The sequence below is a fragment of the Pelomonas baiyunensis genome (genome assembly GCF_043555935.1).
Lineage (GTDB): Bacteria > Pseudomonadota > Gammaproteobacteria > Burkholderiales > Burkholderiaceae_C > Pelomonas > Pelomonas baiyunensis.
The window spans coordinates 361,128-379,636 of record NZ_JBIGIB010000003.1; the positions used below are offsets into that span (position 1 = coordinate 361,128).

Here is an 18,509-nt window from a genome sequence, read left to right on the forward strand (position 1 = left end):
CCTTCAGTCCCTTCCGCCGCTTTGGCGCAGCCGGTCAGCCCGCCGGCCTGGCCGGCGCGCGCGATGCGCATCGTTGTGCCCTATCCGGCCGGGGGCGCCAGCGACCTGGCCGCCCGCTTGCTGGCCCCGGAACTGCAGCGCAGCCTGGGCCAGCCCGTGACCGTGGACAACCGGCCGGGCGCCAACGGCAACATCGGCAGCGCCGAAGTGGCGGGCGCCAGCGACGGCCACACGCTGCTGATGGGCAGCGTGGGCACGCACGTCATCAACCCGCTGCTGTCCAGCCGCCTGCCGTACGACCCGGTGAAGGATTTCGCCCCCGTCTGCCTGGTGGGCACCGTGCCCTTGGTGCTGGTGATGAACCCCGGGTCGGCCCAGAGCCTGGGCGTGCGCAGCGTGGCCGAGCTGGTGCACGCCGCCACCGGCCAGCCGGGCCGGCTGAACATGGCATCCGGCGGCAATGGCTCGCCCACGCACCTGGCCGGCGAGCTGTTTCGCCGGCTCACGCATGCGTCGTTGCTGCACTTCCCTTACCGCAGCGCGGCCTCGGCGCTGGAGGATGTGCTGACCGGCACCATGGACCTGATGTTCGACGCCTTGCCCGCCGTGCTGCCGCACCTGCGCGCGGGGCGGCTGCTGCCGCTGGGCGTCACCAGCCTGCGCCGCAGCGCCATCCTGCCGGACCTGCCCACCGTGCACGAAGCCGGCGGGCCGGCCCTGCGCGGTTATGAAGCCAGCTCCTGGGTGGGCTTGTTTGCCCCGGCCAGCCTGCCGGCCGAGCCGCTGGCCCGGTTGCAGCGGGAGGCGAGTGCGGCACTGGTCGTGCCGGCCCTGCGCGACCGGCTCACGCAGTCGGGCCTGCTGGTGCAGGGCACCACGGCGGCCGCCCTGTCGGCACTGGTGACGGCGGAGTCCGCCAAGTGGGCGCGTGTGGTGCAACTGTCCGGGGTGAAGGTCGACCGCTGACCCGCCGGACGCAACCGATCGAGACGCATGCGAGTTGTTCTTCCCGCCACCTGGCGCGCCGACCTGATGGCCGGCGCGGTGGTGGCCGTGTTGTTGATTCCCCAGAGCCTGGCCTACGCCATGCTGGCCGGCCTGCCGCCGCAGGTGGGCCTGTACGCCAGCCTCTTGCCCCTGCTGGCGTATGCGGCGCTGGGCTCCAGCCCGGTGCTGGGCCTGGGGCCGGTGGCCGTGCTGGCGCTGATGATTGCGCAGGCCCTGGGCCAGCTGCCGCCCGAGGTGGGCCCGGTGGCCGGCGCCCTGGTGCTGGCGGCCGAGGTGGGCGGCGTGCTGGCCCTGGCCGCGCTGCTGCGGCTGGACGCGCTGGCGTCGCTGCTGTCGGTGCCCGCGCTGCGCGGCTTCGAGACCGGGGCGACGCTGATGATTGCGGCCGGCCAGCTGCCGGTGCTGCTGGGCAGCCGGGCTGCGGGCTTCACGCTGCCGGACCTGATCGCCTCGGCCCCACAAGGCGGCTGGCGGCCGGTGAGCGCCGCCTGGGGCGCGGTGGCGGTGCTGCTGCTGATGGGCGCACGCCGCCTGCCATCGCGCACCCTGGCGCGCCTGGCGCCGCTGCTGCTGTTGGTGGCGGCGATGGTGGTGTCCGCCTTCACGCCGGCCGCGCAGGGTGTGGCGCAGGTGGGGGCCCTGCCCACGCTGGCGCTGCCGCTGGGCCTGCCGATGCTGGACCCGGCCGTGTGGTGGCAGCTGCTGCCGTCGGCCGCGTTGGTGGGGCTGATGGGCTTCGTGTCCAGCCTGGCGGTGTCGGAGTCGCTCGCGCAGCGCCGTGGCGAGAAGCTTTCGCCCGCCGCAGAAATGCGCGGACTGGCGGCCGCCAACCTCGCGGCGGCTCTGAGCGGCGGCATGCCGGTGGCGGGCAGCTTCTCGCGCAGCATCCTGCTGCACGAGGCCGGTTCGCGCAGCCGCTGGAGCCTGGTGTTCGTGGCCGTGTTCATGGGCGGGGCCATGCTGATGCTGGCCGGGCCGCTGGCGCACCTGCCCAAGCCGGTGCTGGCGGCCACCATCCTGGTGGCGGTGCTGGGCGGCTTCTCGCTGCGCCCCTACCGCGAGGCCTGGGCCTATGCCCGTGCCGAGGGCCTGCTGATGGTGGCGGTGACGGTGGCGGTGCTGGGCTGGAGCATCGCGGCCGCGCTGGCCATTGGCGTGGTGGGGTCGGTGGCCTTGTTGATCCAGCGCACCGCGCAGCCGCACGTGGCCCGCATCGGCCGCGTGCCCGGCACCCAGCACTACCGCAACGTGGAGCGCTACGCGGTGGAGTGCATGCCCGAGGTGGTGGGGCTGCGGGTGGACGAGAGCCTGGTGTTCACCAACGCCCGCGGCCTGGCCGATGCGGTGCTGGCCCGCGTGCGCGAGCACCGCGAGCGGGTGGGCGAGCCCCGGCGGGTGCTGATGCTCATGGCGCCGGTCAACCACATCGACGTCTCCGGCCTGACTGCGTTGCAGGACCTGCACCACACGCTCGCGGCCGAAGGCCTGCGGCTGGAGTTCTCGGAGGTGAAGGGCCCCGTGCTGGACCGCCTGAAAGCCGTGGGCTGGCTGGAGAAGCACGACGTCTCGCTCTACCTCAGCCACCATGACGGCATCCAGGCCGGTGAACATGCCCTGAGACCCAGTCTGGCTGACCACGACGCCCCCGGGCAGCTGTAGCGCTTCTCTGCTACCGTTTCGGCCCAATCAGCGGCCCGCCAGATGCCATGAACAACAAAGAGACCCTGCTCGGCATCCGCCGCGGCATCGAAAAAGAGAGCCTGCGTGCACTGTCCGGCGGAGGCCTGGCGCTGACACCCCACCCCCTGGCGCTGGGGGCGGCGCTCACCCACCCGCACATCACCACCGACTACAGCGAGTCGCAGCTGGAGCTCATCACCGGCGTGCACGCCGGCGTGGAGGCCGTGCTGACCGAGCTGACCGAGATCCACCAAGCCGTGTACCGGGCCCTTGGCGACGAGCGGCTGTGGGTGGGCTCCATGCCCTGCGGCCTGCCGGCGGACGAAACCATTCCCATCGGCCGCTACGGGCACAGCAACGTGGGCCGCGCCAAGAGCGTCTACCGCATGGGCCTGGGCCAGCGTTACGGCCGGCGCATGCAGACGATTTCGGGCATCCACTACAACTGGTCCATCCCCGGTGTGGGCACCGAGGGCTACCTGGGCGCCATCCGCAACTTCCGCCGCGACGGCTGGCTGCTGCTGTACCTCTTCGGCGCCAGCCCGGCGCTGTGCGAGAGCTTTGTGGCCGGGCGTGAGCACGGCCTGCAGCGGCTGTCGGGCCACACGCTGTACCTGCCCCACGCCACCTCGCTGCGCATGGGGCGCCTGGGCTACCAAAGCGACGCGCAGGCCAGCATCGCCGTCAGCTACAACTGCCTGGAAAGCTACGCCGCCTCGCTGCAAGGCGCGCTGAGCACGCCGTATCCGGCGTACGAAGCCATCGGCGTGCAGACCCCGGGCGGCGACTACAACCAACTTTCCACCAGCCTGCTGCAGATCGAAAACGAGTTCTACAGCACCATCCGCGCCAAGCGCGTGATCCGCTCGGGCGAGCGCCCGCTGCACGCGCTGCGCGAGCGCGGCGTCGAGTACATCGAGGTGCGGCTGATGGACCTGGACCCCTTCGAGCCCGTGGGCATTGGCGCCGACACCATCCGCGTGCTCGACGCCTTCCTGCTGCACTGCCTGCACAGCGACAGCCCGCGCGACACCCCCGAGGAAATTGCCGCCAACGCCCGCAACCAGCACGCCGTGGCCGCGCGCGGCCGGGAGCCCGGCCTGGTGCTGGAGCACTGGCGCAGCGGCCCCAAGGCGCTGGCTGACTGGGCCGCCGACATCCTGGCCGGTTGTGCCGTGCAGGCCCAGGCGCTGGACGCCGCGCACGGGGGCAGCGCCTACAGCGACGCCCTGCGCCGCGTGGCGCAGCGCCTGCAGCACCCGGAGCAGTGCCCGTCCGCCCGCATGCTGACCGTGATGGCGCAAGACTTCGACGACAGCTACGTGGGCTTCATCCGCCGCCAAAGCGAAGCCACCCGCGAGGCGCTGCTGGCCCGGCCCTACCCGCCCGCCCTGCAACAGCGCTTCGAGCACCTGGCCGCCGAGTCGCTGGCCGAGCAGGCCCGCATCGAGGCGGCCGACACGCTGGACTTCGAGACCTTCCGCCGGCAGTACGTGTCGCCGGCCCGGATGGCCGTCTGACCCCTCCGGCTGCGCGCCTCGTCTCGCGCCGCATGGCGCGCTCGGCGCCGTGCCGGTGGAGGGACGAAAAAAAGACCCGGTCAGCAAGCTGATCGGGTCTGGAAGCCCTCAGGGTTGAGGGCGTCGTTGGGATGCAGGCACTGTAGGGGCGGCGTGCGCCGATGGGCGGGCAATATTTACAGGTGTCCACGGATAATCCCGTCATGCCCCATACCGCCTCGCGGCCTGCCGCCGACACCCTTTCCGAAGCCGACCTGGAGCGCCTGCAGGCGTTGCTGGACGCCTTGCCCGCGCCGCTGGAGCCGCTGGACGTGAGCATGCTGGACGGCTATCTGTGCGGTGTGCTGCTGCAGCCTGAGCCTGTGCCGCTCGCAGCCTGGCTGCCGCCGTTGCTGGACAGCGAGGGCCGGCCCACGCCCGCGCGGGTGAACGACGAGTTGCTGGCGCTGCTGCGCCGTCGCCACAAGGAATTGAACGTCGCGATTGCCGGCCGGCAGTGGTTCGACCCCTGGATCTTCGAACTCGACGACGACGCGGAGCCGAGCGAAACCGTGCTGCCCTGGGTGGCCGGCTTCGCCCATGCGCTGGACGCGCACCCGGCGTTGATGAAGCTGCCCGAGGAGCCCTTGCTGGAGCCGCTGGCGGCCATCTACCTGCACCTGGACCCGGACGACCTGGAAGACGCCGACACGCTGCTGGAGGAGATCGAGTCTCTGGAGCCGCCAGCCGACCTGGAGGAGGCCGTGGAAGGCTTGGTCAGCGCGGTGCTGATGCTGGCCGATGTGTCGCGCCCCTTGAAGGCGCCGCCGCGCCCAGCCGGGCGGACCGCGCCGCACGGCGCCCAGCGCCGCCGTGGCCCTCCGCCCCGCCGCTGATCTCGCTTTCGGGCCGAGCGCCGGGCCGCCCCAAGCCGGCCCGCCGGGGCGATGTTGACCGGGCTCGAAGCCCGGTCAATCGCCGTCCCCTCGGGGGCTGAGGCCGGACACGGGGAGCCCTGTGGGCTCGGCGTGCCTGCCGAAGGGCAGCGGGCTTGTCCGCTGCGCGGTCTGCAAGACCGGTCAGATGCGCCCGCGTTCAGCGTGGGGCGTCTGGACGAGGGGCTCGGGTCTGCCGCTTCATCCACCCGCTCATCTCCCACAGCGTGTGGCCGATGGACTCGCGCGCCGAGTAGCCGTGCGACTCGTGCGGCAGCACCACGTAGCGCACGTTGCCGCCGGTGCCGGCGAGTGCCTGGTAGAAGCGGGCGGACTGGATGGGGAAGGTGCCCGGGTTGTCGTCGCTTTCGCCGTGGATCAGCAGCAGCGGCTCCTTGAGCTTGTCCGCATAGTTGAACGGTGAGAGCTTGAGGTAGACGTCCTGCGCCTCCCAGAAGCTGCGGCGTTCGCTCTGGAAGCCAAACGGCGTGAGGGTGCGGTTGTAGGCGCCGCTGCGGGCAATGCCGGCCTTGAACAGGTCGGTGTGGGCCAGCAGGTTGGCCGTCATGAACGCGCCGTAGCTGTGGCCGCCCACCACCATGGCGTCGCGGTCGCTGGTGCCCAGCTCCACGGCCTTGTCGATGATGGCCTTCGCGTTGGCGGTGATCTGCTCCACGAAGCTGTCGTTCACGGTCTTGGGGTCGCCCACCACCGGCATGGTGGCGTCCATCAGCACCACGTAGCCGTCCAGCAGCAGCATCAGCGGGCTGGTGCCGGCAAAGGTGGTGAAGCGGCTGCTGGAGCCGCTGACCTGGCCGGCCGTGGAGGCGTCGGTGAACTCCAGCGGGTAGGCCCACACCAGCGTCGGGCGACGCTCGCCGGCCTTGTAGTCCGGCGGCAGGTAGCGCCAGAAGCTGAGCTCCACGCCGTCGGCCCGCTTGAACTTGATCAGCTCGCGCTGCACGCCGCGCAGCTGCGGCGTGGGGTCGGCCTGCGCGGTCAGGGCCACGGCCTGCTCGAAGCCGGCGCCGCTGCGCAGCATCAGGTTTGGCGGCTCGGTGGCGGTTTCGCGGCTGGTGAGCAGGCGGCCGTCGGCCAGCAGGGTGATGGGGCGCTCGTAGGCGCTCAGGCCGGACTGGAACAGCCGCGTGCTGCGGCGGTCGCGCAGGTTGAGGCGGTCGATGAAGGGGCGGTCGCCCTCGGGGCTGGCGCCGGCGCCGGCCAGCAGCAGGTGCTCGTCGTCCACGCGCACCACGCTGCGGCCGTTGGGCAGCATGTGGGTCAGCGGGGTGCCGAGGTCGCGGTAGCGGTCGCGCATGGAGCGGTCTTGCAGACGGGCGGGCGGCGTGCTGCCGTCCAGGGCCAGCAGGTCCACGCTGACCCACAGGCGGTCGCGGTCGAACTCGGTCACCAGCGCCCGCGGGCCGCCGTCCATGAAGGTCAGGCCGGCCAGGCGCCCGGCGGTGCGGTGCACCTCGCGCGCTTCGCCGCGGTAGGGGGCGTCCAGGCGCATCAGGCGGTCGCGGTGCGGCACCTTGGTGCGCTGATCGCCACCGTCCAGGGCTTCCACCCAGTAGACGGCGCCGTCGGCCAGCGGCGAGGCCCAGAAGCTGCGTGGGCCGGTGATGACGCCCTCGATGGGCACGCCGTCCTTGCGCTTGACGGCGCCCAGGTCGCGCACGCGCTGGCCTTGGGCGTCCAGCAGTTCCACCTGGCGGGCGAAGTCGTTCCAGGGCAGTTGGTAGCTGTAGGGCGCCACCAGCCGCTCGGTCAGCAGCAGCGGTGTGGCGCCGCCCACCACGTGCAGGTTGGCGTACAGGCCGGGCGTGCCGAACTGGCGCGAGGTGCCGGTCTTGAGGTTCACGCGGCGCAGGGCCGAGGTGGCGACGTGCGTGAACAGGGCGTCGTCCTGGCTGTTCTTCAGCAGGTCTTGCAGCGTGCGCTCAGGCGACACGCGGCCCATGGACTCCTGCACCACCGGGCCGTCCGGCGCGTCGAACACCGGCGCGGGGCCGCGGCCGTCGGGCACGGTCAGCACCACGAGTTCATCGGCCCCCAGCCAGGCCACGTCAGCCTCCAGGATGGTGTTGAGCTTCACGCCCGGCACGGGCTTGATCTGGCCGGTGGCGCTGTCGCCCACCCACAGCTCGGTGGCGTGGGCGGTGCGGCGGTTCAGCAGGAAGCGGCGGCCGTCGGGCGACCAGCGCAGCTGATGGAAGCCGCCACCCGCCGGCAGCTTGACCTCGCGCTCGGACGCGCCGGGCGTGGCCAGCGGGCGCAGGCTGAGGCGGTCGATCTGCGGGATGAGCTGCGGGCCGCTGGCGGCCGCGTCGATGCGCTTGCCGGCCAGGCGCAGGATGGGCCGCGCCAGCTCGGCCACGCTGCGGTAGCGCCGCAGGTCCATGCGGGCCAGCAGGCGCTCGTCGGGTGAGCGGCTGTACTGCGGCAGGCCGGGGGCGTCCAGCACGGCGCGCACCTCGGCAGAAGGCTGCTGGTAGGTTTGCGGCAGGTCGGCCGCGTGGGCCGGGGCGGTCAGGGCCAGCGCCAGGGCGGTGGCCAGGAGGGTTCGGATCATGGGGCGCAGGCTCCCGGTCAAGGCAAGCCGCGCAGGCTAGCAGGGGCCGCCCTGCATCCAGGAAGTCAGGCCGTGAAAACCCGGTGGGCGTGCAGGCCCAGGCCCGTGGCCACTGAGGCGAAGCGGTCGCCCGTGACGCGCGCCGCCTGCGGGAAGCCCGCCGCCATGCCGTCCACCAGCAGGCGCAGGCCGGTGGAGCCACCGGTGAAGTACAGCGCGTCGATCTGCTCGGGCTTCAGGCCGGCCAGCGTCACGGTCTCGTGGGCGGTGGCGATGATGCGGTCCAGGTCGGCCCGCAGCGCGTCCACGGCGGTCTGCTCGCTCAGCGGCAGCACCAGGCCGCGCTCGATGTGGTTCAGGTCCACCGTGGTGTCGGCCCCGCCGGCAATCGCGATCTTGGCGCCCTCGGCCCGCGCGGCGAGTTCGTGGCCCAGGCGCTCTTCCAGCACCGTCATCAGCCGCGCGTGCTGGCGCACGTCGCTGAACCAGCTTTTCATGCCGCGCCATTCGGCCACGCGCAGCGGGGCGTAGCAGCTGTTGATGAGGTGCCAGGTGGCCAGGTCGAAGTACAGCCCGCTGGGCAACTCGCGCCCGCTGGGGCCCGTGGCCCGGTAGCCGAAGGCCTGCAGCACGCCGGCAAGCTCGATGTGGCGGTCGAAGTCGGTGCCGGCAATGTGCACGCCGTGGCTGGCCAAGATGTCCTCGCGGCGCTCCAGGCGCTGCACGCGCTCGGGGCCCACGCGCACCACCGAGAAGTCGCTGGTGCCGCCGCCGATGTCGGCCACCAGCACGCGTTGCTCGCCCTTGCCCTGGCGGATGGCCTGCTGCTCAAAGTCGAACGCGGCGGCGATGGGCTCGAACTGGAACTGCACCTCGGTGAAGCCCACCGCGTGGGCGCAGGCCTCCAACTGGGCCTGGGCGGCGGCGTCGCGCTCGGGCTCGCCATCCACGAAAAACACCGGCCGGCCCAGCACCACGCGCTCGGGGTTGCCAGCCAGGCGGCGCAGGCGCTTCAAGTAGCCGGCCACGATGTCGGAGTATTTGGCGCCGCGGCCGCCGCCCACGTCGGTGGTTTGGTCGATCAGCGAGGAGCCCAGGATGCTTTTCATCGAGCGCATCAGCCGCCCGTCGTGGCCTTCCACGTAGGCGGCCACGGCGGCGCGGCCAAAGGCGCGTGGCGGGCCGTCGGCGTCGTGCGCGCCCTCGGTGAAATAGAACACCGCCGTGGGCATGGTGCGCTGGCCGGGCTCCAGCTCGACCAGGCGCATGCCACCGGTGTCGTCCGGCACGGCGACGGCGGAGTTGGAGGTGCCGAAGTCAATCGCGCAGAAAAGGGGGGCGGCCATCGTGCGTATTACCGGCGCTGGGGCCAGTCCTGAGAAGGGGCGCGGATTCTAGGAACACAATCCGCGCCGACAAGGAGAACGAATGAAATCTCGCCGCGCCCTCGCCCTGATCACGGTTGCCCTGCTGGCCGCCTGCAGCCAACGTTCCGAGCAAGACCTGCTCACCAGCGCCCAGAAGCGCCTGGAGCAGAAGGATGTGAATGGCGCGGTGATCGAGCTCAAGAACCTGCTGCAGCAAACCCCGGACAGCGCCAAGGCGCGCCAGATGCTGGGCAAGGCGCTGCTGGACAGCGGCGACATGGCGGGCGCGGAAATCGAACTGCGCCGCGCCTGGGAGCTGGGCGCGCCGCGCGATGAACTGGCCCCGATGCTGGCGCAGTCGCTGCTGCAGTCGGGCCAGGCCCGCAAGGTCATCGGCGAGTTCGGCGACCAAAGCCTGGCCGACCCCACCGCCATGGCCAGCCTGCAGCGCTCGCTGGCGCTGGCCTACCTGAGCCAAGGCAATGCCGCCCAGGCCAAGGGCGCCGCCGCCCGCGCGCTGCAGTTGCAGCCCGACGCCGAAGACTCCGTGGTGGTGGACGCCCGCGTGAAGCTGGCCGGCGGCGCCGCAGACGACGCCCTCGCCGCGCTCGACCGCTTCCTGCAGAAGGAACCCAAGTCGGCCAAGGCCGCGCTGCTGAAGGCTGAAGTGCTGATCAGCCGCCGCAAGGTCGACGAGGCCGAGCCGCTGCTGCGCCAGGTGCTGGCGCTGGAGCCGCAAAGCTTTGACGCGCGTGGCCTGCTGCTGCGCCTGGCCCTGGCCGAGAAGAAGGTGGACGTGGCCGCCAAGCTGGTGGAAGAGATGCCGGCCGACGTCGCCAAGAAGCCGCAGGGCCGCTACCTGCAGGCCCAGGTGGCCCTGGCCAAGGGCGACGCCGCCAAGGCCCGAGAGCTGGCGCTGCCGCTGCTCAAGGCCATGCCCAACTTCCTGCCGCTGCTGCGCTTGGCCTCGGGCGCGCACCAGCAGCTGGGCGAGCTGGCCGACGCCGAAAACCTGCTCAACCAGGCCGTGAAGCTGGCCCCGGACGATCTGGCACTGCGCCGCCAGTACGCCGGCCTGCAGTTGCAGCGCCGCGAAGCCGCCAAGGCGCTGGACACCCTGCGCCCGGTGCTGGAGGCCGCCAAGGGCGATGCCGAAACCCACCTGCTGGCCGGCAAGGCGCACCTGGTGCTGGGCAATTTCGAGGCGGCCGACCAGGCCTTCGCCACCGCCGCCAAGCTGCGCCCCGAGGACAGCAAGGCGGGTGCCGCGCTGGCGCTGTCGGCCATCGCGCGTGACGCCATGGCCCCCAGCGGCGCCAACCGCGCCAAGGCCGATGCCGCCGTCCAGCAGCTGCGCGACCTGGCCGCCAAAGACACGGCCGGCACCTACGACCTGATGGTGGTCAACACCCTGATGCGCCGGGGCGACCTGGCCGGAGCGGCAGCTGCCATCGACAAGCTCGCACCCAAGATGGCGGGTAGCCCGGTGCCTGACAACCTGCGCGGCCGGGTGGCCCTGGCCCGCAAGGACACCGCCGGTGCCCAGGCCGCCTTCGAGGCCGCCCTGAAGGCCGACGCCAGCTACCTGCCGGCCGCGCTCGGTCTGGTGGGCCTGGAGGTGCAGGCGGGCAAGTCTGAGGCCGGCGTGAAGCGCCTGGAGGCCTTCGTGGCCGCGCAGCCGCGTTCGGCCCAGGCCCGCCTGGCCCTGGCCGAGTTGCTGAACCAAACCCGCGCGCCGGCGGACCGCATCACCGAGGTGCTGGCCGCCGGGGTGCGCGAGGAGCCCACCGATGTGGGCCTGCGCCTGGCGCTGATCGACACCCAACTCCGCGCGGGCAATGCCGCCAAGGCCGGCCAAGCGGCCCAGGAGGCGGTGGCCGCACTGCCGCAGAACCCGGATGTGCTGGATCGCCTGGCGCGCACCCAGCTGCTGGCCGGGGACAAGGCGCAGGCCAGCAAGACCTTCACGCAACTCACGGTGCTGGCGCCCACGCGGGCCCAGGGCTGGTTGGGCCTGGCCCAGCTGCGCGTGGGTGACGGCGATTTCGCCGGGGCCGAGCGCGACGTCAAGCGTGCGCTGGAAGCCGAGCCGGGCTCGGTGATGGCGCAGCGCCTGTCCATCCAGCTGATGCTGCGCCAAGGGCGCACCGAGCAAGGCCTGGCGGCCCTGCGCGAGCGTCAGAAGGCCAACCCGCAGGAAGCGTTCGCCTGGGTGGCCGAGGCCGATGTGGAAGCGGGCCGCCAGCGTTTCGACGCCGCGATTGCCGCGCTGCGCAAGGCCACGGCCCTGGCCGACCCGGGCGAGGCCGCGCCGCGCTTGTTTGCCGTGCTGATGGCCGCCAAGAAGCGCGATGAAGCCCTGGCGTTTGAAAGCCAGTGGACGGCCTCGCACCCGCAAGACGTGCTGTTCCAGGGCGCGGTGGCCGACACCCTGCTCACCCGTGGCGAGATGGAGCCGGCGCTGAGCCGCTATGAGGCGTTGCTCAAGCGCAGCCCAGACGCGCTGCAGGTCATCAACAACGTGGCCTGGCTGCGCAGCAAGCTGGGCAAGGGCGGCGCGGTGGAACTGGCCGAACGGGGCCTGAAGCTGGCGGCCGACTACGGCCCGCTGCGCGACACCTACGCCACCGTCCTGGCCGGTGAGAAGCAATTCCCGAAGGCACTGAGCCTGCAGCGCCAGTTGGTGGCTGACCAGCCGGACCAGCCGGCCTACCGCGTGAGCCTGGCGGAAATCCTGATCCAGTCGGGCGACAAGGCCGCGGCCCGCACCGAGTTGGAAGCGCTGGCCAAGCAGGGCAGCAAGCTGCCGCAGCAGGCGCAGGTGCAGGCACTGCTGAAGTCCATCGGCGGTTGAAGCCGGGCCCGCCGTGGCGGGCCCTCGCGCACGTGCCGGCGCGGCTTCAGGCCATGCCGTAGAAGCCGAAGGCCAGGTCCGGGCGGCGCCCGGCCATCAGCTCGGCCATGGCCCGGCCGGAGCCAGCGCCATGCGTCCAGCCCAGCGTGCCGTGGCCGGCGTTCAGCCACAGGTTGCGCGCCTTGCGGCTGCGGCCGATGTACGGGATGTTGGTGGGCGTGCTGGGGCGCAGGCCGGTCCAGTAGTTCGGCTCGCTCGTGTCGGCCACGCCCGGGAAGAGTTCTTCGTAGCGCTTCACCAGCGCGGCGCAGCGCACCTGGGCGGTGGGCGAATTCAGGTTCAGGTCGAAGCCGGACAGCTCGGCCGTGCCGGCGATGCGGATGTGGTCGCCCAGGCGCGAAATCGCGATCTTGCGCGTGTCGTCCAGCAGGCTCACCACGCTGGCGGCTTCGGGCCGCTTCAGGCGCAGGGTGGCTGAGTAGCCCTTGGCCGGGTAGATGTTCAGGCACTCGCCCAGCGGCTTGACCAGCTCCGGCGTGTACGAGCCCATGGCGGCCACGAAGGCGTCAGCCTTCAGCGTCTGGCGCACGCCGGTGCGCACCTGGGCGATCTGCACCGACTCGATGCCATCCCCCGCCCGCTGCAGGCCCAGGATGTCGTGTTCGTACAGGAATTGCGCGCCGCGCTCGGCACAGCGCTGGGCGAGCTTTTGCGTGAAGTCCTTGGCGTCGCCGCTTTCGTCGCTGGGCGTGTAGGTGCCGCCGAACACGCGCGGGCCGAAGGTGGCCAGCGCGGGTTCCACCTTCAGCACCTCGTCACGCGACAGCACGCGCCGGTCCACGCCGTGGCGGCGCATGATCTCGGCGCCCGCCGCGCCGTTGTCGAAGTCGGCCTGGCTGGAGAAGAAATGCAGGATGCCGCGCTCCAGGCGGTCGTATTCGATGCCGGTCTGGCTCACCAGCGCCTTGAGCGATTCGTGCGAGTAGCGGCCCAGCTGCACCAGCTGTTCCACGTTGCGCTCGAAGGCGGCGTTCGTGCACTGGGTCAGGAAGGCCAGGCCCCAGCGCCATTGGTTGGGGTCCAGCCGCGGGCGGAACAGCAGCGGCGAGTCGTCGCGCAACAACCACTTGGCCACCTTGAACGGCGCGCCGGCGTTGGCCCAGGGCTCGCAGAAGCTCACCGAAATCTGCGCCCCGTTGGCGAAGCTGGTTTCCAGCGCGGCGTCGGGTTGGCGGTCCACCACCACCACCTCATGCCCCTCTTCGAGCAGGTACCAGGCCGTGGCGATCCCGATGATGCCGGCACCCAGGACGACGATCTTCATGGTGTTCCTTCGAGTTGTTGTCAGAGGGGTTGCAGAAGCAGTTGTAAACCCAGCGCCGCCATCAGCAAAGCCACCAGGCCATCGACGACGCGCCAGGTGTGGGGGCTGCGCAGGCGCGGTGCAGCGGCGGCGGCGCCGAAGCCCAGCAGGCTGAACCACATCGCCGAGGCCAGCCCGGCGCCGAGCGCGAAGGCGCCGCGCAGGTCTGCCGGCTGGCGCGCGCCCAGCCCGCCCAGCAGCACCACGGTGTCCAGGTAGACGTGCGGGTTGAGGTAGGTGAGGGCCAGCGCCGTGGTCAGGGTGGCACCCAAGCTGCTGCCGGGGCCGTCCGCCTGCAAGCTGCCGCCCGGTTGCCAGGCGCGCCGCGCCGCGCGGGCGGCGTAGGCCAGCAGGAAGGCCGCCCCGCCGAAGCGGAACACGTCCAGCAAGGCCGGGTGGGCCTGGATGAGCGCACCGAGCCCGAACACGCCCAGCGCGATCAGCAGCCAGTCGGACAGCGTGCACACCGCCACGACCGCCCCCACATGCTCGCGCCGCAACCCCTGGCGCAGCACCAGCGCGTTCTGCGCGCCGATGGCCAGGATGAGGCTCGCACCCAGCGTCCAGCCCTGTGCGAACACAGCGGCGGCAGACGGTGGGGGCAAGGCCTCGGCAATCATCCGCGGATTGTCTTCAGCACGGCTTCTTTCAAGAAGATTCATTCATATTCGTCGCAGTACATTAGTGGTGCTTATGAATGACCTGGACCCCGCCGCCCTGGATTGCCTGGCCGCCCTGGCCGATGAACTGGGCTTCGAGCGCGCGGCGCAGCGCCTGTCGATCACGCAAAGTGCGGTGTCACAGCGGCTGCGGGTGTTGGAGTCGCAGGTGGGCCAACCGCTGGTGGTGCGCTCGCGCCCCTTGCGACTGACGGAGGCCGGCAAGGTGCTGCTGCGGTTTGCGCGGCAGATGCAGGCCTTGCGCGTGGATGTGGCCCGGGAGCTGGGCGCCCAGGTGGCGCCGCAGTCCCGCCTGGCCATCGCCATCAATGCCGACAGCCTGGCCACCTGGGTGCTGCCGGCGCTGGACCGTCTCGTTCAACAAGGCTTGCACGAGGGCTACGGGCTGGAGTTGGTGGTGGATGACCAGGACTTCACCCACGACAGCCTGCGCCAAGGCGCGGTGCTGGGTTGCGTGTCCACCGTGGCGGAGGCGTTGCAGGGTTGCCGGGTCACGCCGCTGGGGGTGATGCGCTACGTGGCGGTGGCCAGCCCCGGGTTTCTGGCGCAGCACCTGCCCCAGGGCCTGCATGCCGGCAACTTTGCGGACACGCCGTTCCTGGTGTTCAACCGCAAGGACGACACGCAGGCGCAGTGGGTGTCGCAGGCTTTTGGTGTGCGCGCGCCACGCCTGCGGGAGCGCTTCGTGCCGTCCAGCGAGGCCTACGTGCGGGCGGCGGCCATGGGCTGGGGCGTGGGTGTGGCGCCGGAGGTGCAGGTGCGGCCGTGGGTGGCGTCAGGCGACTTGCAGGTGTTGCGGCCCGACGTCGGCGTGGATGTGGCGCTCTTCTGGCACCAGTGGCAGCTGATGGGACGCGACGCGTTGCTGGACCGCATCGGCCAGGCGCTTGCGGAGGGCGCGCGCCAGGCCTTGGCCTGACGCCGTCAGCGTGCCGCGGCCGGGGCGGAGGCGGCGTCCGCAGCCAGCGCCGCCTGGGCGACCAGCACGTGAGGCGCGGCTTGTTCGGGGTGGATGCGCAGGGCCATCCACAGTGTGCTGGCCAGCAACCCGGCAATCAGCGCACGCGCAATCCATTTCAACAGCAGGACGTTCATGCGAAGCAGGGACGGGTTGGCAGGGAGGTCAGCTTACGAGGTGCGAGGCCACACCCTATCCTCATCTTTAGGGAGTGAAGGCTAAGAATTGCAAAACACCGGGCGGTGTTGCTGGCAGCACGATTCGGGCGCAGGCCCACCGCTCAGTGGCCAAAACAGCCATCGGGCCTGTGCGGTATTGCCATCAGAGGCAATATTTACTCACAGTTGGGGCCTCCGGTTGTCACACGAATCCCGCACACTGCCTGGGCTCGTGCATGACTGTTCGCGCGAGTTCACGTCCAAGGGGTTGGCCATGCGATTCGTTCCTGCGCTGCGTTTCTTCCGCCGAGATGCTGCCGCGCGCAGCGCACCGGATCCGGCCGATTTGGGTACGGCCTTCGGGCTCGATGCCTGCCTGGATGGCGGCGTCATCGCCGAATACCGCAGCCAGCCGCCGGTGGATTTCCTGGAGTCCCAGTCGGGCCGTTCGCCGCAGGAATCGCCATTGAGCTGGTTGTCCCGTCGGTCGGCTTAAATCTTCGGAATCCGGATCCGGCTCACCATCAGCGAGCCGGACACCGCGAACATCAGCACCAGCGGGTGCAGCCGGTAGCCGCCCAGCCACCACACGCCGCCCCAGAGGCCGTCGGCCAAAGCACCCTGCGCTGCTGCAGCCCAAAGCACGGCGACGAGCACCATGGACGTTGGGATGGGCGTGCCCTCGAAGTAAGCCACCTTGTCCGATCCGGCGCTGAGCTTCTCGGCCGTCACGTTGAAGCGGGCCAAGCGGCTGACGCCGCAGGCCACGAAAAACACCAGCACGATGCGGTCGTACAGGCCCTGCATGCCGCAACCATAGGCAATCGCCGCAGGCGCCACCCCAAACGAGATCACATCGGCCAGCGAGTCCAGTTCGCGGCCCAGGGCTGAACTTTTCTGGCGCCAGCGGGCAATGCGGCCATCCAGCACGTCGAACGCCAGCGCCAACGGGATCAGGGCGCAGGCGTACTGCAGGTGCCGCGGGTCGCCGGTCTGCAGAAACGTCATCACCGAGAACAGGGCACCCATGCCCGAGCAGGCGTTGCCCAGCGTGAACCAGTCGGCGAGGTGGAACTCGCGGATCATAGAAAAGGGTTTGGGCTTGTTCATGGTCGGCCGGATTGTCCGTGGCCTCAGACCTTGAGCGCCTCGGCCGGCGGTTGCAGGCGCAGCCACGCCTTGCGCGCCAGATGCCGGGTGAGCAGGTGGGCCGGCATGCGCAGCCAGTGTGATCGCACATACAGGGCCGCGCGTGCTGCGGCGGTGAAGCGTTTGTCGCAGCTGGCGTGCACCGGCATCAGCGCGCGGTGGTAGCAGGCGTCCAGCAGGCCTTGTGCAGCCGGGGCGTCAGCGGCGGCGGCTTGCAGCACGGGGGCGGGCACGGGCGTGTCCAGCAACTGCGTAACGTAGCGCAAGGCGTGGTGCAGCGGCCGCGTCAGCCCCAGCGCCCGGGCGCGCGGCACCAGCGCAGTCCAGAAATCTGCATCCTGGCCGAAGTCGCGCAGCAGGGCGTCCAGGTCGAACAGGTCGCGCAGCCCGTTGTCGAGTTCGCCTTCATGGAACAGGTGGGCGGCGCTGTGCAGGAACATCGTGGTGGGGGCCAGCACCTTGAGCCCGGGCAGGTCGGGCACGTCCAGCAGGTCGTCGAACAGCGCCGCGGTGTTGACCTGCACCCGGGCGGTGGGCGGCAGGATGCTGTGGTGCAGGTCCAGGGCGGTGTCGCGCTGCTGGTGGTACAGCGGCGGGATCTCGTGCATCCACTCCCGGTAGTACCGGCTGTCGTACGCCGAAAGGCTGGCGTCGAAGGCCCATCCGGCGACCATCAGGCCCGCCTCGGCCGCAGCCATCTGCGACTTGGGCACCAGCAGGTCCACGTCCCCAAACAGGCGGCCCCGCGCAGCCGGAAGGTCCCGCAGCAGGTACGCCGCCCCTTTGAGCAGGATGGGCTCGATGCCCAGGGGCACCAGGGCACGGCGGATGCATTCCGCCTCCCAGCGCGTGGCCAGGCGCTGTCGCTGGGCGATCTTGAGTGCCGACGCGAGGTGCCGGGCCGGTGCGGGTGGCAGGGCGTCGAGCTGCGGCGCCAGCGCGGTGGCCAGCCGGGCGATCAGGTTCGCCCGCCGCGACTGGCGGATCAGCAAATCCCAATCGGCCGCGCTGAGCCGGGCGGCGTCATGCGGCGCGCGCAGGATCTGAAGCACCAAGGGCAGAGTCGTCATGCGGCGCCTGCCAAGTCATCGAAGACGCGGATCGCATCGTCCAGGTCGGTGTAGCTGAACGCCCAGCAGGCGGTGCGGTCCACGAGGTCGGCGGTGGCCTGGAAGCCGGCCACGCCGTGGATGTCGTAATTGAAGGCCTGGTCGGCCAGCAGCACATGGGCTTGGGCCTTGGGCAGGGGTTCCAGCGCTGCCGGTGAGCCGGGCTCGTAGCGGGGCACGACCACCCAGGTGGGCCGGGCGCCCTCACGCACGCGGGCGATGGCGTCGCCCGGCGCCTTCATCAGCGACAGCGTCCCTTTGAGGGTGTCGGGCACCGGGTCGGTCATCACGGCGTCGGGCGCGAAGGTGCGCATCAGGTCGATCGCCCGGTTCTTCAGGTTGACCGGGCGCGCCATGCCGTAGAGCAGGCCTGACCCGGCATCCAGCAGCGCCAGTTCGTCCGACAGCAAACGCCAGCCGCGGTGGGCGAGCGCTGCGGTGAGCGTGCTCTTGCCCGAGCCCGGCGGCGCCGGCAGCACCAGCGCTCGGCCGTCACGCTCCAGCACGGCGGCGTGATAGACGACGTATTGGTGGGCGTGGGCGGTCACCGCCCAGTTCAGACCCCACTCGATCATGTGGAAGGCCTGGGTGGCCCGCAAGGTGGTGAAGGCCGCCAGCCCATCGGTGGAAAAGCGGGCCTGGCGCCGGCCGGCCAGTCGGCGCCACAGCGCATGCCAGCCGCGGTCGTGGTGCACCGCGAGGTGAAAGTCGGCGAAATCCGTTTCGTCGCCCAGCTCGAACTCGCCGTACAGGCGCAGCAGGTCAGTGGCGACGCGCGGGATGTCGGACCGCAGGCGCGCCACGAAGGGCGGCAATTGCAGCGTGACGCCTGGCCCGGACAGCTGCCGCAGCAGTTCGCCGGGTTCGAGGCTGGCCAGCGGCCGGCTCATGCCGGCTTGACGAGTTCCAGCCTCGTCAACTGCTCCAGCTTGGCGGTCAACAGGCTCGGCATCTCGCCGACCGCCACGTCATCGGGCAGGCTGTGCTGCAGGTCGGTCACCAGCTCAGGCACGCTCCAGGGCCGCTGGCGCAACAAATCCAGCAGTTCGAGGGCGAGAGGATCGAGCAGGTGGGTGTTGCCGCTGATGGCGTCGTAGATCACGCCGCCATCTTCCCATTCCCGCACGTGCATGTCGTGTGGGCGGTTCAGCTGCCAGCGCGTGGCCACCGCAAC

At 71.0% G+C, this 18,509-nt stretch carries 16 protein-coding genes; 7 read left to right on the plus strand and 9 right to left on the minus strand.

The features are described from left to right. The first annotated feature begins 63 nt into the window (after positions 1 to 63). The 4 genes from ACG01O_RS12090 to ACG01O_RS12105 all read left to right on the plus strand — a co-directional run bounded on the left by ACG01O_RS12090 (position 64) and on the right by ACG01O_RS12105 (position 5,083). Positions 64 to 966 (plus strand): Bug family tripartite tricarboxylate transporter substrate binding protein, encoded by a 903-nt coding sequence (locus tag ACG01O_RS12090; RefSeq protein ID WP_394384859.1) that lies wholly within the window; start codon positions 64 to 66, stop codon positions 964 to 966. Positions 967 to 993: 27 nt separating this feature from the next. After that, positions 994 to 2,667 (plus strand): SulP family inorganic anion transporter, encoded by a 1,674-nt coding sequence (locus ACG01O_RS12095; RefSeq protein WP_394384861.1) that lies wholly within the window; start codon positions 994 to 996, stop codon positions 2,665 to 2,667. A 47-nt stretch (positions 2,668 to 2,714) separates the two neighbouring features. Then, on the plus strand, positions 2,715 to 4,208 hold the full coding sequence (gene gshA, locus ACG01O_RS12100; protein WP_394384863.1) for a glutamate--cysteine ligase: 1,494 nt from the start codon (positions 2,715 to 2,717) through the stop codon (positions 4,206 to 4,208). 203 nt (positions 4,209 to 4,411) lie between these two features. Beyond that, positions 4,412 to 5,083: a YecA/YgfB family protein gene (locus ACG01O_RS12105; RefSeq protein WP_394384866.1), complete on the plus strand. Its 672-nt coding sequence runs from the start codon at positions 4,412 to 4,414 to the stop codon at positions 5,081 to 5,083. A 199-nt stretch (positions 5,084 to 5,282) separates the two neighbouring features. On the opposite strand, the gene ACG01O_RS12110 is transcribed toward ACG01O_RS12105, so the two are convergent. Then, positions 5,283 to 7,697, minus strand: coding sequence for an alpha/beta hydrolase family protein (locus tag ACG01O_RS12110; RefSeq protein ID WP_394384868.1), 2,415 nt, complete (start codon positions 7,695 to 7,697; stop codon positions 5,283 to 5,285). 65 nt (positions 7,698 to 7,762) lie between these two features. Continuing rightward, on the minus strand, positions 7,763 to 9,043 hold the full coding sequence (locus ACG01O_RS12115) for a heat-shock protein (RefSeq protein ID WP_394384869.1): 1,281 nt from the start codon (positions 9,041 to 9,043) through the stop codon (positions 7,763 to 7,765). Between the two features lie 82 nt (positions 9,044 to 9,125). On the opposite strand from ACG01O_RS12115, the gene prsT reads away from it, so the two are divergent. Continuing rightward, the gene (gene prsT / locus ACG01O_RS12120) at positions 9,126 to 11,918 is read left to right on the plus strand and encodes an XrtA/PEP-CTERM system TPR-repeat protein PrsT (protein WP_394384871.1); all 2,793 of its coding nucleotides are present in this window, start codon (positions 9,126 to 9,128) and stop codon (positions 11,916 to 11,918) included. Positions 11,919 to 11,964: 46 nt separating this feature from the next. Here prsT and ACG01O_RS12125 read toward each other — a convergent pair whose 3' ends face one another. Together ACG01O_RS12125 and ACG01O_RS12130 are read right to left on the minus strand one after the other, a co-directional pair. Continuing rightward, positions 11,965 to 13,242 (minus strand): D-amino acid dehydrogenase, encoded by a 1,278-nt coding sequence (locus tag ACG01O_RS12125; RefSeq protein WP_394384873.1) that lies wholly within the window; start codon positions 13,240 to 13,242, stop codon positions 11,965 to 11,967. Positions 13,243 to 13,262: 20 nt separating this feature from the next. After that, complete coding sequence (locus tag ACG01O_RS12130) at positions 13,263 to 13,901, minus strand: LysE/ArgO family amino acid transporter (protein WP_394384875.1); 639 nt, start codon at positions 13,899 to 13,901, stop codon at positions 13,263 to 13,265. A gap of 73 nt (positions 13,902 to 13,974) precedes the next feature. Between ACG01O_RS12130 and ACG01O_RS12135 the strand changes: the two genes are divergently transcribed. Beyond that, positions 13,975 to 14,880, plus strand: coding sequence for a LysR family transcriptional regulator ArgP (locus tag ACG01O_RS12135; protein WP_394384877.1), 906 nt, complete (start codon positions 13,975 to 13,977; stop codon positions 14,878 to 14,880). Positions 14,881 to 14,885: 5 nt separating this feature from the next. On the opposite strand, the gene ACG01O_RS12140 is transcribed toward ACG01O_RS12135, so the two are convergent. Further along, a complete protein-coding gene (locus ACG01O_RS12140; protein ID WP_394384879.1) occupies positions 14,886 to 15,056 on the minus strand; it encodes a hypothetical protein in 171 nt (56 codons plus the stop codon). A 295-nt stretch (positions 15,057 to 15,351) separates the two neighbouring features. On the opposite strand from ACG01O_RS12140, the gene ACG01O_RS12145 reads away from it, so the two are divergent. Then, positions 15,352 to 15,573, plus strand: coding sequence for a hypothetical protein (locus ACG01O_RS12145; RefSeq protein ID WP_394384881.1), 222 nt, complete (start codon positions 15,352 to 15,354; stop codon positions 15,571 to 15,573). On the opposite strand, the gene pssA is transcribed toward ACG01O_RS12145, so the two are convergent. From pssA to ACG01O_RS12165, 4 genes are read right to left on the minus strand one after another with little or no spacing between them, the layout of a single operon-like run. Beyond that, complete coding sequence (pssA, locus tag ACG01O_RS12150; protein ID WP_394384882.1) at positions 15,570 to 16,187, minus strand: CDP-diacylglycerol--serine O-phosphatidyltransferase; 618 nt, start codon at positions 16,185 to 16,187, stop codon at positions 15,570 to 15,572. The genes ACG01O_RS12145 and pssA overlap by 4 nt on opposite strands. A 23-nt stretch (positions 16,188 to 16,210) precedes the next feature. Further along, entirely contained in the window at positions 16,211 to 17,296 is a 1,086-nt protein-coding gene (locus tag ACG01O_RS12155) for a nucleotidyltransferase domain-containing protein (RefSeq protein WP_394384883.1), read from the minus strand. Further along, positions 17,293 to 18,225, minus strand: coding sequence for an HprK-related kinase A (locus ACG01O_RS12160; protein WP_394384885.1), 933 nt, complete (start codon positions 18,223 to 18,225; stop codon positions 17,293 to 17,295). Before ACG01O_RS12160 ends, ACG01O_RS12155 begins: the two co-directional genes overlap by 4 nt. Continuing rightward, the gene (locus ACG01O_RS12165; RefSeq protein ID WP_394384887.1) at positions 18,222 to 18,467 is read right to left on the minus strand and encodes an HPr-rel-A system PqqD family peptide chaperone; all 246 of its coding nucleotides are present in this window, start codon (positions 18,465 to 18,467) and stop codon (positions 18,222 to 18,224) included. Before ACG01O_RS12165 ends, ACG01O_RS12160 begins: the two co-directional genes overlap by 4 nt. Positions 18,468 to 18,509 lie beyond the last annotated feature (42 nt).